12 protein-coding genes and 1 pseudogene are annotated in these 13,519 nt (G+C 69.9%); 8 read left to right on the top strand and 5 right to left on the bottom strand.

The features are described from left to right. Positions 1-36: 36 nt before the first annotated feature. Together kdpB and H297_RS0112090 are read left to right on the top strand one after the other, a co-directional pair. Positions 37-2,151: a potassium-transporting ATPase subunit KdpB gene (gene kdpB, locus H297_RS0112095; RefSeq protein WP_037793780.1), complete on the top strand. Its 2,115-nt coding sequence runs from the start codon at positions 37-39 to the stop codon at positions 2,149-2,151. A 21-nt stretch (positions 2,152-2,172) separates the two neighbouring features. Beyond that, positions 2,173-2,841 carry a potassium-transporting ATPase subunit C gene (locus tag H297_RS0112090; protein ID WP_027737257.1) on the top strand — a complete coding sequence of 223 codons (669 nt, stop codon included), beginning with the start codon at positions 2,173-2,175 and terminating at the stop codon, positions 2,839-2,841. Between the two features lie 85 nt (positions 2,842-2,926). Here the strand turns inward: H297_RS0112090 and H297_RS35960 are convergent. From H297_RS35960 to tcuC, 3 genes and pseudogenes are all read right to left on the bottom strand, one after another. Then, a pseudogene (locus H297_RS35960) lies at positions 2,927-3,275 on the bottom strand (VOC family protein). Between the two features lie 39 nt (positions 3,276-3,314). Beyond that, the gene (locus tag H297_RS43210) at positions 3,315-3,461 is read right to left on the bottom strand and encodes a hypothetical protein (protein ID WP_158693668.1); all 147 of its coding nucleotides are present in this window, start codon (positions 3,459-3,461) and stop codon (positions 3,315-3,317) included. 120 nt (positions 3,462-3,581) lie between these two features. Beyond that, positions 3,582-4,922: a tricarballylate/proton symporter TcuC gene (gene tcuC / locus H297_RS35955; protein ID WP_051351762.1), complete on the bottom strand. Its 1,341-nt coding sequence runs from the start codon at positions 4,920-4,922 to the stop codon at positions 3,582-3,584. A 231-nt stretch (positions 4,923-5,153) separates the two neighbouring features. Between tcuC and H297_RS35950 the strand changes: the two genes are divergently transcribed. From H297_RS35950 to H297_RS35945, 6 genes are read left to right on the top strand one after another with little or no spacing between them, the layout of a single operon-like run. Next, a complete protein-coding gene (locus tag H297_RS35950; protein ID WP_051351761.1) occupies positions 5,154-5,945 on the top strand; it encodes an IclR family transcriptional regulator in 792 nt (263 codons plus the stop codon). A gap of 6 nt (positions 5,946-5,951) precedes the next feature. Then, positions 5,952-7,121 (top strand): CoA transferase, encoded by a 1,170-nt coding sequence (locus tag H297_RS0112060; protein WP_027737256.1) that lies wholly within the window; start codon positions 5,952-5,954, stop codon positions 7,119-7,121. Next, positions 7,118-7,843, top strand: coding sequence for an enoyl-CoA hydratase/isomerase family protein (locus H297_RS0112055; protein WP_027737255.1), 726 nt, complete (start codon positions 7,118-7,120; stop codon positions 7,841-7,843). The genes H297_RS0112060 and H297_RS0112055 overlap by 4 nt, the downstream gene beginning before the upstream one ends. Next, the gene (locus tag H297_RS0112050) at positions 7,840-8,676 is read left to right on the top strand and encodes a CoA transferase (protein WP_027737254.1); all 837 of its coding nucleotides are present in this window, start codon (positions 7,840-7,842) and stop codon (positions 8,674-8,676) included. The genes H297_RS0112055 and H297_RS0112050 overlap by 4 nt, the downstream gene beginning before the upstream one ends. Beyond that, positions 8,673-9,407, top strand: coding sequence for a CoA-transferase (locus H297_RS0112045; RefSeq protein WP_027737253.1), 735 nt, complete (start codon positions 8,673-8,675; stop codon positions 9,405-9,407). Before H297_RS0112050 ends, H297_RS0112045 begins: the two co-directional genes overlap by 4 nt. Continuing rightward, complete coding sequence (locus H297_RS35945; protein ID WP_051351760.1) at positions 9,404-10,981, top strand: class I adenylate-forming enzyme family protein; 1,578 nt, start codon at positions 9,404-9,406, stop codon at positions 10,979-10,981. Before H297_RS0112045 ends, H297_RS35945 begins: the two co-directional genes overlap by 4 nt. Before the next feature lie 153 nt (positions 10,982-11,134). On the opposite strand, the gene H297_RS0112035 is transcribed toward H297_RS35945, so the two are convergent. Then, positions 11,135-12,223 carry a LacI family DNA-binding transcriptional regulator gene (locus H297_RS0112035; protein WP_027737252.1) on the bottom strand — a complete coding sequence of 363 codons (1,089 nt, stop codon included), beginning with the start codon at positions 12,221-12,223 and terminating at the stop codon, positions 11,135-11,137. Beyond that, positions 12,165-13,490, bottom strand: coding sequence for an MFS transporter (locus H297_RS35940; protein ID WP_051351759.1), 1,326 nt, complete (start codon positions 13,488-13,490; stop codon positions 12,165-12,167). Before H297_RS35940 ends, H297_RS0112035 begins: the two co-directional genes overlap by 59 nt. Between the last annotated feature and the right edge of the window lie 29 nt (positions 13,491-13,519).

The raw sequence follows: 13,519 nt of genomic DNA, 5'->3' as shown, positions 1-13,519 counted from the left end.
CAGGAAACCGTGCCCACCACAACCACGACCACGACCATGGGCCGGGCGTCGCACGGCGACGTCTCCACAGGCCACCGGCCGCCGGAGACGGGCGGCCGGGTAGGCCCAGGGGTCTTCGACCCGAGGCAGCTTCTCGCGTCGGTGCCGGACGCGTTCCGCAAGCTCGACCCCCGGACGATGGTCAGGACGCCGGTGATGTTCGTGGTGCTGGTCGGTTCCCTTCTCACCACCGCACTGGCCGCCACGGACCCTGCCGACTGGTTCGCCTGGACGATCGCCGCATGGCTGTGGGTGACCGTACTGTCGGCCAACCTCGCGGAGGCTGTTGCCGAGGGACGAGGCAAGGCGCAGGCCGCCACCCTGCGCAGGGCCAAGACGGACACCGTCGCGCGTCGGCTGGGTCCGGACGGCCACACCGAGGAACAGGTGCCCGGCACCGACTTGCGGGTCGGCGACCGTGTGGTCTGCGAGGCGAGCGACGTCATCCCCGGAGACGGCGACGTGGTCGAGGGCATCGCCTCGGTCGACGAGTCGGCGATCACCGGTGAGTCGGCGCCCGTGATCCGGGAGTCCGGGGGCGACCGCAGCGCCGTCACGGGCGGTACGACAGTACTCTCCGACCGCATCGTCGTCCGGATCACGACCAGGCCGGGGGAGACCTTCATCGACCGGATGATCGATCTGGTGGAGGGCGCGGCCCGGCAGAAGACGCCGAACGAGATCGCGCTGAACATCCTTCTCGCCTCGCTCACCGTCGTCTTCCTGCTCGCCGTGGTCACCCTGAAGCCCTTCGCAAGCTACGCCGGGGCTGATGCACAGACCCCTCTGGTCGTACTGGCCGCGCTGCTGGTGTGTCTCATCCCGACCACCATCGGAGCGCTGCTGTCGGCCATCGGCATCGCCGGAATGGACCGCCTGGTCCAGCGCAACGTTCTGGCGATGTCCGGGCGGGCGGTGGAGGCGGCAGGTGACGTCTCGACGCTGCTGCTGGACAAGACCGGAACCATCACCCTCGGCAACCGTCAGGCCGCGGACTTCGTACCGGTCGGAGGGGTCGCTCCGGCGGAGGCCGCCGACGCGGCGCAGCTCTCGTCCCTGGCGGACGAGACCCCCGAGGGGCGTTCCGTCGTCGTGCTGGCCAAGGGACGCCACGGGCTGCGCGAGCGTGAGCAGGGTGAGTTGGCGCACGCGGAGTGGGTGCCCTTCACCGCGCAGACGCGGATGTCCGGCGTCGACATCACCGAGGACGGCGCGGTACGCCGAGTCCGCAAGGGCGCGGCAGCCGCGGTTACCGCCTGGGTCCGCGAGCGGGGCGGGAGCGTCCCGGTCGGGGCCGAGGAGATCGCTCGCCGCATCTCGGAGGAGGGCGGCACGCCGCTGGTCGTCGCAGTCCAGGACACCGACGGTGCCCGGGTGCTGGGGGTGATCCACCTCAAGGACGTCGTCAAGGAGGGCATGCGTGAGCGCTTCGCCGAGTTGCGCCGCATGGGCATAAAGACCGTCATGATCACCGGCGACAACCCGTTGACGGCGAAGGCCATCGCCGACGAGGCCGGAGTGGACGACTTCCTGGCCGAGGCGACGCCCGAGGACAAGATGGCGCTGATCCGCAGCGAGCAGGCCGGCGGTCGCCTTGTGGCCATGACGGGGGACGGCACCAACGACGCCCCGGCGCTGGCGCAGGCCGATGTGGGCGTGGCCATGAACACCGGAACCGCGGCCGCCAAGGAGGCCGGGAACATGGTGGATCTGGACTCCGACCCCACCAAGCTCATCGACATCGTGGAGATCGGCAAGCAGCTCCTGATCACCCGGGGCGCGCTGACCACGTTCTCCCTCGCCAACGACGTGGCGAAGTACTTCGCGATCATCCCGGCGATGTTCGCGGTGGCCTATCCGAGCCTGGACAAGCTCAACATCATGCACCTGGCCACGCCCCAGTCGGCGATCCTGTCCGCGGTGATCTTCAACGCGCTGATCATCGTTGCCCTGGTACCGCTCGCCCTCAGGGGGGTGCGCTACCGGCCGATGAGCGCCGACCGGCTGCTCGGCCGCAACCTCGGCGTCTACGGCCTCGGCGGGCTCGTCGCCCCCTTCATCGGCATCAAGACCATCGACCTTCTCCTCTCGCTCGTCCCCGGGCTGAGCTGATCGGAAAGCGTGCTGACCGCGATGAACAACTCCGTACGCAGCCTCGCACGCCTGGCGGGAGCGGGCTTGCGGGCCCTGCTGGTCCTCAGCCTGGTGACCGGGGTCGGCTACCCCCTGGTCGTCACGGGCATCGCCCAAGGGCTCTTCCCGCACCAGGCCAACGGCTCCGAGATCAAGGAGGACGGCAAGGCCGTCGGCTCCGAACTCATCGGCCAGACCTACACCTTGTCCCCGAAGAAGGGGCAGGGGACCTCCGAGCCCGATCTGAGGTGGTTTCAGCCCAGACCGTCCAACGGGCTGGGCACCAACACCGTCAACACCCGGTACGAGCTGCAACTCTCGGGCGCGACCAACCTGTCCGGCGACAGCAGGAAACTGGTCGCACAGGTCAGGGACGCCAAGAAGGCCGTCATCGAGGACAACTCCACACCCGGACACGCCATCGCACCGGAGGACGTACCGGCCGATGCCGTCACCTCCTCCGGTTCCGGCCTCGACCCGGACATCTCCCCGGCCTACGCACACCTCCAGGCTCACCGTGTCGCCCAGCGCAACCACCTGCCCGCCACCCAGGTGGACAAGCTGATCGACAAGCACACCGAGGGCCGGATCGCCGGCTTCGTGGGCGAGCCGCGGGTGAACGTCCTCGAACTCAACATCGCGCTGCGGGACGTGACCGAGCGGCACTGAGGGGGAGGTGCATCCGGGAGCTGAACGGTTTCCCGGACGGGGGAGGGAAACGCTCAGCGCCGGGCCGGTCTCGCGGATGCCGGCTTCACGCGGACGCCTGCCCTTCCCCTGCAGCCGGGGCACTCCCGGTCTGCTCGCGCAGTGCGAGCCACTCCTGCAGTTCGATCAGGTTTGCTTCCGGGTCCTCCAGGCAGGCGACCCGTATCCGGTCCCTCATCGGGCCGGGTCCCGCATGAACTCCGCTCCGCGTGCGGTGAGTTCGGCATGGGCGGCGTCCAGGTCATCCACCCGCAGCACCACCAGCCCGCGCCATCCCCGCGGGCGTAGGGGCCGTTCTCGGCCCCGAACTGCGGCCTGAGTTCGAGCACGTCCCGGTAGAAGCGGTAGACGGCAGGGAAGTCGGACACCAACAGGCGCGTCCGGGTGGGTTCCATGCCGGTCCTTCTATCCCGGACCGAGGCCCGACTGCGACGTCACGCCGCGCCGTCGGGTGAGATGTCACGGTCCGCAGCATGCACGCGGAGTCGGCAGGAGCCGCCGCCGTACGGAGTCGGCAGCGGTGTCGGACCGAGCCGGGCGGCCACGTCCTTGTCGGACGGGCTGGTCGTGCGGGCCGCCATGTTCCGGCACCGCAGAGCCCACACCTGTGGCGTGGAACCGCGGGCCCCGTTGCCGAGTGTGCTGGAGGAGCAAAGGTCGCGCACGGTGCGGCTCGCTGTCCGCGCCGCGCGAGGGCCGGGTCATCGCCTGCTGCCGTCGGGGGTGGCGTGCGGGACGGCGGAGGCTCGTGTCGTCGGGGCGAGCATGTGCTTACGGACCACGAAGAAGGCGCCGGCCAGCGAGATCAGGGCGGAGGCCGTCAGCCATGCTCCGGGCATGGCCCGGTTGTTGCCCGTGGCGTTGATGAGGGCTGTGCAGAGAGTCGGGGTGAAGCCGCCGAAGACGGCCTGGGCGAGGCTGTAGGCGACGGCGAATCCGGTGGCCCGAACGCTCTCCGGCATCAACTCGGTCAGGGTGACGACCATGGCGCCCTGGTAGGCCCCGTAGAGCACCGAGAAGAGCAGCAGGACCGTGAGCATACGGGGGAAGGAGGGCGCGGCGACCAGCCACCGCATCAGAGGGTAGGCCGTCACCGCGACGAGGAGGGCGGAGCCGATGAGCAGCGGAGTGCGCCCGATGCGGTCGGAGAGCAGCCCCGCCAGCGGTATCCACACGAAGTTCGACAGCCCGACCAGACCTGCTACCACGAACGAGCTGAGCGTGCTCAGGCCCAGTTCCCTTTCCCCGAACGTGGGCGTGTAGGCGGTGATCAGGTAGAACATGACGCTCGTCAGCGTCACCAGGGAGACGGCTGTCAGTACCAGTTGCCATGAGGCCAGGAGGGACCGGTACACGGTGCGCAGCGTCGGGGCCCCGGCGTTGGTGCGGCTGGCGAAGGACTCCGTCTCGGGCAGGGAGCGGCGGATCCAGAACACCACCGGCAGTACGAGGCTGCCCAGCAGGAACGGGATGCGCCAGCCCCAGGTCTCGATCTGGCCCTGATCAAGGGTGGAGGAGAGCACGATGCCCACCGCAGCGGCTGCGCAGACGCTGATCTGCTGGCCGGCGGACTGCCAGCTGACGAAGAAGCCGCGCCGGCCGGGGGTGGCGATCTCGGCGAGGTAGACGGAGACGCCGCTGGATTCCGCGCCTGCCGAGAAGCCTTGGAGCAGCCGGGCGACCACCACGATGATCGGCGCGGCGATGCCGATGCTCGCGTAGGTGGGGACAACGGCGATGAGGACGACGCCGACGGACATGATCGCGAGACTCATCAGCAGGCCGGCGCGGCGCCCCCGGCGGTCCATGTAACCACCCAGGACGATGGCGCCGAGGGGCCGCATCAGGAATCCGACGCCGAAGGTCGCGAACGACAGGATGAGCGACACGAGTTCGTTTCCGGTGGGGAAGACCGCTTCGGCTATGGCCGAGGCGTAGAAGCCGTAGACGGTGAAGTCGTACATCTCCAGGACGTTGCCGGTAGCCGCACGCGCGACGTTGCGACGCACGGACGTCGGGGAGCCGGGCGTTGTGTCGGGCATCGTTGCCTCCTGCCTCGGATGGACCGGTCGGCTGCCGACCGGAGGCGTGGCCCGTCAGGGTGCCGTCGAGGGCACTGTCACGGGCGCCGGCTGTCCTAATATTTAGGACGGCTGCCTAATTTGCGAGACAGTCCAGCACTCGCCCCCTGTCGCGTCAATGGATTGACGCCCGACGCGTCGGCGCTTACGTTCGTTCTGTTATTTAGACATGCGTCCTATATATTGGGACGCATGGACAGTACGCTTCTGAAAGGGCTCAAGGTGCTGGAGGCGGTCGCCCGCAGCGAGCACCCGCGCGGGGCCAGCGAGTTGGCGCGGGAGTTGGAGCTGACGAGGAGCAATGTGCACCGCACGTTGCAGACCCTCACGGCTGCCGGTTACCTGCGCGCCGCGGCGGACGGCTCGGGCTACGAGTGCACGGTCAAGCTCTTCGAGTTGTCGAGTGCCGTGATGGAACGGGTCGACGTGCGCCGCATCGCGCAGCACTCCATCCATCGCCTGGCCGAGCACACGGCCGAGACGGTGCACCTGTCGATACTGGACGGTGCCGAGGTCGTCTACCTGGACAAGGTGGAGAGCCGGCAGCCGGTCCGCGCCTACTCCTCCGTGGGCGGCAGAGCACCGGCACACTGCGTCGCCTCGGGCAAGGCACTGCTTGCCGTGCTGCCCGAAGGCGAGTTGGCTGCCTTCCTCTCCACGGGGCTCACCGCGTGGACCGAACGCACCCTGAGCACAGCCGTGGACCTGGAACGGGACCTCGCGCACGCCCGACGGACGGGGTGCGCCGTCAACCGCGGCGAGTGGCGCATCTCGGTGGCCGGCGTGGCCGCGGTCGTCTTCGACGCCCGTAGCCGGCCGGTCGCCGCCGTGGGTGTCTCCGGTCCGGTCGAGCGGGTGCTGCCACAGGAGTCGCACTACCGCGAGGCCGTGCTGGCCACCTCGCGCGAGATCTCCCGCGAACTGGGCTGCCGCACGTACCCCTCGGGGCCGGCCCCGGCTCCGCCCGATGCAACAGGAAGGTGATGGCTGATGACGCGATTCCTCGAAGGGGTGAAAGTCGTCGAGTTCTGCACCGTGGCGGCCGGCCCGTTCTGCGGGATGATCCTCGCCGACATGGGCGCGGACGTCATCAAGGTCGAACACCCCGGCTCCGGTGACTCGATGCGTGCCTGGCCCCCTCTCACCTCCGGCTACAGCGAGAACTTCGCCTCGCTCAACCGCAACAAGCGCTCGGTGGCGCTGGACCTCAAAAGTCCCGAGGGCAACGCCGCCGCACTGCGGCTGATCGCCGAGGCCGACGTGGTCGTCGAGAACAACCGGCCCGGAGTGATGGGCAGGCTGGGCCTGGACCACGCCACGGTGCGCACGGACAACCCCGGGCTGGTCTACTGCTCGATATCGGCGTTCGGGCAGACGGGACCGCGCGCTGCTGAGGGAGGATTCGATCTCACGCTGCAGGCCATGGCCGGGATCATGAGCGTCACCGGGGAGCCCGACGGTGCTCCGGTGAAGTGCGGAGTGCCGATCGCGGACTTCACCACCGGCCTCTACGCGGGCTTCGCCATTGCCGCCGCCCTGCGCGACCGCTTCCGCACCGGCCAGGGCGCCCACATCGACGCGTCGATGTTCGGTTGCTCGCTCGCCGTGGCCGCTTTGCAGACCAGCGAGTTCTTCGGCCGAGGCACCGACCCGGTCAAGCTGGGGTCCGCACACCCACGCAACGCCCCCTACCAGGCGTTCGCGGCCGGCGACGGGTACGTCGCCGTCGCGGCCGGCAACAACGCCCTGTTCGTCTCGCTGTGTGCCGCTCTCGGCCGGCCCGGCCTGGCCGAGGACGAACGGTTCGCCACGACGGAACTGCGCTCACGCCACCAAGAAGCACTGCGCGAAATCCTGGAGAACGTCTTCGCCGGCCGAACGGTGGAGGAGCTTTTGGCCACGTTCCGCGCCGCCGGAGTTCCCTGCGCACCGATCAACACCTACTCCCAGGCCCTGGCCGATCCGCAGGTCGCACACATGGGCTGGGTACAGGAACTGACCCTCCCCACCGGCGATGTGACCCGCACATTCGGTCCACCACTGCGTATCGACGGCGACCCGGCCGAGGGCCCGCTGCGGCCACCTCCGGCTCTGGGAGAGCACACCGACGACGTACTCGGCCCGCTCTTCGCCGCCACTTCCGGGGACGCGGCATCATGACGGAGCTGCGCACGGAGCGGCGCGACGGCGTACTGACCCTGACCCTGAACCGTCCCGACAAGCGCAACGCCCTGAACTCCACACTGGTGGAAGCCCTCTTGGAAGAGGTCGGAGCGGCCGTCGCACGGCCGCCCGATCTTCTCGTCCTGCGCGGAGAGGGAGCCGTCTTCAGCGCCGGATTCGACCTCGGGCGGCTGGAGGAGCAGTCCGACGGCGACCTGCTGCACCGCTTCGTCCGTATCGAGCAGTTGCTCCATGCCGTGCACGCGGCGCCCTTCGCCACCCTCGCTCTCGCCCACGGCCGGGTCTTCGGCGCCGGCGCGGACCTGCTGTGCGCGTGCAGTCGGCGCGTCGCCGCTCCCGGTACCCGCTTTCGGCTGCCTGGCCTCGCCTTCGGCATCGTTCTGGGCACCCGGCGGCTCGTCGCTCGCGTCGGTGCCGACACCGCCCGCTCGATCCAGGCCGGCGGACGGACACTGGACGCCGCCGAGGCCGCCCGCTGTGGCCTGTTGACCGATGTCGCCGACAGCGGGGACTGGGCAGAGTTCACCGAGGCGGCCGCCGCGGAGGCCCGCGCCGTACCCGTATCCGCGCGAAGCGCCTTCCAGCGGACTCTCGCCGCCGCCCGCCCCGACCAGGACCTCGCCTGCCTGGTGCGCACCGCCGCAGAACCAGGACTGCGCGAACGGATCAGCCACTACGCCGCAGGAGGCACCCGGTGAGCACGCCACAACAGCCGGAGCGTACGGCGGAAGACAAGGTCGTCCCGCTGAGCGAGCTGGCCTCCCGCATCCACGACGGCGACTCGGTAGCTCTGGGCGGAAGTTTCCTGCACCGGGGCCCGTTCGCCCTGGTGCGGGAGTTGATCAGGGCGGGCAGGACCGGGCTTGAGATCGTCAAACAGTCACCCGGCTACGACATCGATCTGCTGTGCAGGGCCGGCGCGGTGAAACGGGCCCGCACCGGCATCGTGGCGCTGGAAGGCAACTTCGGGCTCGCCCCCTGGTACCGCCAGGCGATCGAGACGGACTCCGTGGAACTGGAGGAGCACGCCTGCGCCACCCTCACGGCCGGCCTGCGCGCCTCGGCCTTCGGGGTCCCGTTCCAGCCGGTAGGCGGTGTGCACGGCTCCGACCTCGCCGAGCTGAACGGCTGGGTGCGCATGGACGACCCCTACGGCCACGGGGCACCCGTGTACGTCATCCCCGCCATCCGCCCCGACGTCGCCGTCATCCACGCCAACGAGGTGACAGCCGAGGGCGACGCCCGCGTCTACGGCACCACGCACTGGGACCGCATCATGACCAGGGCCGCAGGAAAGGTGCTGGTGGTCGCCGAACGCCTCGTCGACGGCGCACGGTTCGAGGAACGGCCGGAGCTGACACTGGTGCCGGGATTCCTCGTCGAGGCCGTCTCAGTGGTGCCGCACGGCGCCTGGCCCGGTTCCTGCTGGCCGGACTACGGCATCGACTACGACGCCGTCTCCGCCTACCTCGACACCTCCGGGCACACCCTTGACGACCACCTCAACTGCGGACCGGAGGCGATCCGATGACCCCGTGGTCCCCCTTCTCCTACCTCGTCACCAACCTGGCCCGCTTCGTCCGCCCGCGGGAGACCACCTTCAGCGGAGTCAACTCGACCCTGCCCATGCTCGCCTGCCTGCTGGCCAAGAAGGCCTACGACTTCCCCTTCACCTACCTCAACGTGGCCGCCGGAGTCGACCCCCGCCCCTCGTCCGTCCCCCTGTCCAGCTCGGACCCCGTCCTCGCCGAGCACAGCCGCGCCCTCTTCGCCAACGAGGACTTCTACGACCTGTGCGCACGCGGCGGTATGGACCTGTGCTTCCTCGGCGCCGCCCAGGTGGACGGCCGGGGCGACACCAACGTGTCCTGCATCGGCGCATGGCACCGTCCCAAGGTCCGGCTGCCGGGCGGTGGCGGCGGTGCGGTGATGCTGCCGACCGCGAAACGCGCCTGCACCTGGCGCACCGAACACTCCCGCCGCACTCTCGTCGACCACCTCGACTTCCGTACCGCGGCCGGCGGGATGCACGGTGTCGTCACACCCGTCGCGGTGTTCGTCCACGACGGAGAACGGCTGCGCCTGTCCTCCTGGCACCCCGAGGTGACCCTCGACGAGGTCCGCGCACGCACCGGCTTCGACGTCGTACTCCACCCCGACGCCGCCCCGACGCCCCCGCCGACCGGCGCAGAGGCCACCGCCCTCGCCGCGCTGGACCCCGACGGCGTCTTCGAGGCCGATGCGGCGGTGACGCTGCGATGAACACCCGGACACCCCTGCAGCCGGAGGCGGGACAGGCCGGAGGCGACCTGACCACCGCGCTGGAAGCAGCCCTGCACCGGCACGCCCACGACGACCGCATCGCGCTCCTGGACGACCACGAGACCGTCGGCTACCGCGACGTAAACCTGCGGACCCGGACAGCAGCGGCCGGAGTGCGCACGCTCGTGCCGACCGGCCGCACCACCGTCGGCATCGTGGCGGACAAAGGCATCCCGTCGGCCGTGGCCGCGCTGGGGGTGCTGCGCGCAGGGCACTGCGTGTGCGTGCTGGACCCGCATCTGTCCGCGGCGTCGGCGGCCGAGCGCGCGACGGAGTTCGGCATCGGCCACCTGCTGGCCGACGCGGCACACCTCCCTGATCCGCGGCCCGCTTCCGGGCCCCCTTGGACCGCGCTGGAGAGCGTCCTCGCTCACGACACCGAGGCCCTCCCGCCGCCACCCGAGCCCGAACCGTCCGCTCCGGCGCTGCTGCTGTTCACCTCGGGCAGCACCGGCGTCCCCAAGGGCATCCGGCTCACGCGTCAAAACCTGCACGTCCACGCGGTGGGAGTGGCGGAGCACACCGGCCTCACCCCGCACGACCGCCTGCTGCATCTGATGCCGATGCACCACACCAACGGCCTCAACAACCAGCTCCTGGCACCTCTGCTGGCAGGGGCGAGCATCGCGCTCGTCCCGAGATTCCGCGCCGAGCAGGTGGAGGAACAGATCCGGCGGTTCCGGCCGACCATCGTCACGGGCGTCCCCACGATGTACCTGCGGATGCTTCCGCACCTGCGTGCCGACCGCTCCCGCGCGCCGCTGCGGATGCTGCGCTGCGGCTCCGCGCCGCTGACCGGGACCCAGCAGGACCAGATCGAGGCCGCCTTCGGCGTACCGCTCGTGCAGTCCTACGGGCTGTCCGAAGCCACCTGCACCACCGCGATGAACCCCCCGCATGCGCCCCGCCGCGGCACCGTCGGCACCGTGCTCCCCCGGCAGGAAGTACGGCTTCTGTCACCTGTCACCGGCCGGGACGTCCCCACCGGCGCGGAGGGAGAGATCTGCATCGGCGGGCCGGCCGTCATGTCGGGCTACGTCGGGGACGACGGCTCCGACGGCCCCGTGCGGGACGGCCTGCTCCGCACCGGGGACCTCGGCACCCTGGACGCCGACGGCTACCTGACAGTGACCGGGCGGCTGAAGGACGTCATCATCCGTGGTGGGGAGAACCTCGCCCCGCAGGACATCGAAAGTGCCCTCACCGCACACCCACTGATCTCCGAGGCTGCCGTCGTCGCAGCCGCACACCACGACCTGGGCGAGGTTCCCGTCGCGTACGTCGTCCCCACCCACCCCGGGTCCCTCCCGGAGGCCGACGAACTGCGTGCGTACGTCACGGAGAGACTGACCCGCATCCATGCCCCCGCCACCATCGACTTCGTCGACACGCTGCCGGTCAACGCGGTGGGGAAGGTCGACAAGAAGACTCTGCGGGAACAGGCCAAGGGCCCAGCAGCAGACTCCCCTTCACCCGGTCCGTCTCCCGCGCCTGCGCACCGCAGGCTTCCGTGAAGCGTGCGACGGCCTGCTCGCATGACCTGCATGCCCACGGCATGGGGCGGTTCCGCCACTCGCGGGGCCGGTGCATTCGGCGCGGGCAGACGTCGGGCAGGCGCAGGGCGTACCCGAGCCACCTGCGCAGATGAGGCGGCCGTGGCAGCGTTCCTACTCGGAATGGGTCTGGTGCCGGGAGTGGTCATCGGTCGAGTGCCGGCGCACGAGGATCAGTGGGATGTGAGCCGTGCCCTTCGGCTCGGGGACGCGCATGAGGCGCGCTTCGAGGAGATCCATCAGTCGGGCTGCCGAGGTGTGGGTGTCGATGCGCAGCCCGGTGATGGGGACGGGAGCGAATTCGGCCAGTGGCCCGTCCGTGGCGGTGGCGATGGCGACCTCGCCGGGCACGCTCAGCCCTGCGCGGGAAGCGGCCTCCAGCGCGCCGCGTGCGAACACGCTCGAAGAGGTGATGATCGCGTCCGGAGGCCGCGGGGTGCGCAGCAGGCCGGCGACGTGCTCCTGGGCGCCTTGCTGCCCGGTGTCGGTGTCGACGACGCGCAGCAGCGGACCCTGCCCCAGCTGTGCGACGGCTGCCCGGTAGGCGGCGATGATCGCGCGACGGTATGCGTTGTCCGTCTGGCCGAGGACGGCGGCGATGCGCCTGCGTCCGCCACCGGTGAGGTGTGCGATGAGTGCCCGGATGGATTCTGCGTAGTCGGCGCCCACCCAGTCCCGGAATCCGGCGGCGCCGGGATCCGGGTCGTAGGAGACCACTGGTGTGTCGCTCGCGAGCACCTGTTTGAGGGTGTCGTCGTGGCTGTTGGGCCAGAGCAGGATGCATCCGTCGAGCCGGGGGACGGCGCCGCGGACTTCGTCGAGACCGTGCGCTGTGAGCACCGAGTATCCGCGGCTGAGGGCGGCCGTGGAGATGGCGCCGGTCATGTCGGCGAACGAGGTCGTCCCGGACGCCCAGGCGCTCATGGCCTCCGGCGGGCGGACCAGGACCGCGACCGCTTTGCGGGCGGACGGCGCCGTGAAACCGAGTTCGAGAGCCGCGCTCCACACACGCCGCTTCGCGTCGGCGGACACGGGACGGCGCCCGCTGAAGCTGTGCGAGGCGGTCGTGAGAGACACTCCTGCCCTGCGAGCGACATGGCTGAGGCCGACCCGCTTGGCCGCAGGCCGGGCAGGGAGCCCGGCCTCAGAGGCGGAGGCGCGGCTCGGGCTCTCCGTTCCTTCGGAGTTGTCTGCTCGGCTCACCGTTGATCTCCTCGACGGACAGGTGCGCGGTCTCCCGCAGCCTGAGCGAGCATGCCACGAGGACGAGCATCGCGAACGCACCGTACCCGGCGACCGCCATGGGGTTCTGGTCCGAGAGGATCATCAGGCCGGTCGCGACGAAGGACGCGGTGCCGCCCCCGATCGCCGCACCGGCCTGGTAGGACGCCGACATTGCGCTGTAGCGGATGCGGGCGGGGAACTGCTCGCCCAAGAAGGCCGGAACGGGACCCTGCGTCATACCGGTCACGAGTCCGACCGCCGCGAAGGCGGCCACGGCGACCCCGGCGTGACCGGTTTCGACGAGCGGGAAGTAGCAGAACATGAAGGCGGCGGTCACCACTCCGCCGAGCACCATGACCGGACGGCGACCGTAGCGGTCTGAGAAGTGTGCGAACAGCGGGGCGGCGGGGATCAGCAGAACGCTGTAGGCGAGCTGCCCGACAAGGGCTTCGGTCGAGCTGTATCCGATCCCTGTCAGGTAGGAGAGAAAGTAGGTGAAGCCGATGTAGGCGACGGTGTTGTACCCGTAGCTGATACCGAGCCCGTACAGGACGGTACGAGGCGCGCGCCGGAGGGCGGTCTTCAGCGGCACCTCGCCGCCGTCCGCACGGCGGTTCGTCTGCTCGGGGGCCGCCTCGCCAGGCATCGACAGTCTCGCGTAGAGCCCCACGAGTACCAGCACACCGCCGAGGAGGAAGGGAATCCGCCAGGCGAACGGCGTCAGCTCGTCGTCGGCGGCGAGGCTGACCAGTGTGAAGACCCCGACACCGAGAAGTGTGCCGAGCCCGATTCCCATGCTGGTGAAGCTTCCCCACAGCCCGCGTCTGCCGCTGGGGGCTCTCTCGATACCGAAGAGAGCAGCGCCGCCCCATTCGCCGCCGGCTGCGAAGCCCTGGACCAGCCGCAGTGCCACCAGCAGGAGGGGCGACCAGATGCCGATCGTCGCGTATCCGGGCAGCAGGCCGACGAGGAACGAGCTGACGCCCATCAGGACGAGGGTGAGTGTCAGCATCTTCTTGCGGCCGACCTTGTCGCCGAAATGCCCGATGACGAGGCCGCCGAGCGGACGGGCGAGGAAGCCTGTTCCGAAGGCTCCGAAGGCGTACAGGGTACCCACGGCCGGATCGGACGAAGGGAAGAAGACCGTGTTGAAGACCAGCCCCGCCGCGAGTCCGTAGATCAGGAAGTCGTAGTACTCCAAAGCTGTTCCCAGGCCGGAGACCAAGAACGTCTTGGAAGCCGACACACGGGGCGCTCGCTGTCGAACAGTCAAGG

The organism is Streptomyces sp. CNT360, assembly GCF_000424785.1.
Note: the sequence above shows the minus strand (reverse complement) of the source record. Positions and strands in the feature narration are given on the sequence as shown.

What these genes read in the sequence shown, in the direction of transcription:
- kdpB (WP_037793780.1), top strand. Translation starts at nt 37, where the DNA reads ATGGGCCGGGCGTCGCACGGCGACGTCTCCACAGGCCACCGGCCGCCG.
- H297_RS0112090 (WP_027737257.1), top strand. Translation starts at nt 2,173, where the DNA reads ATGAACAACTCCGTACGCAGCCTCGCACGCCTGGCGGGAGCGGGCTTG.
- H297_RS43210 (WP_158693668.1), bottom strand. Translation starts at nt 3,461, where the DNA reads ATGGCGGCCCGCACGACCAGCCCGTCCGACAAGGACGTGGCCGCCCGG.
- tcuC (WP_051351762.1), bottom strand. Translation starts at nt 4,922, where the DNA reads ATGCCCGACACAACGCCCGGCTCCCCGACGTCCGTGCGTCGCAACGTC.
- H297_RS35950 (WP_051351761.1), top strand. Translation starts at nt 5,154, where the DNA reads ATGGACAGTACGCTTCTGAAAGGGCTCAAGGTGCTGGAGGCGGTCGCC.
- H297_RS0112060 (WP_027737256.1), top strand. Translation starts at nt 5,952, where the DNA reads ATGACGCGATTCCTCGAAGGGGTGAAAGTCGTCGAGTTCTGCACCGTG.
- H297_RS0112055 (WP_027737255.1), top strand. Translation starts at nt 7,118, where the DNA reads ATGACGGAGCTGCGCACGGAGCGGCGCGACGGCGTACTGACCCTGACC.
- H297_RS0112045 (WP_027737253.1), top strand. Translation starts at nt 8,673, where the DNA reads ATGACCCCGTGGTCCCCCTTCTCCTACCTCGTCACCAACCTGGCCCGC.
- H297_RS35945 (WP_051351760.1), top strand. Translation starts at nt 9,404, where the DNA reads ATGAACACCCGGACACCCCTGCAGCCGGAGGCGGGACAGGCCGGAGGC.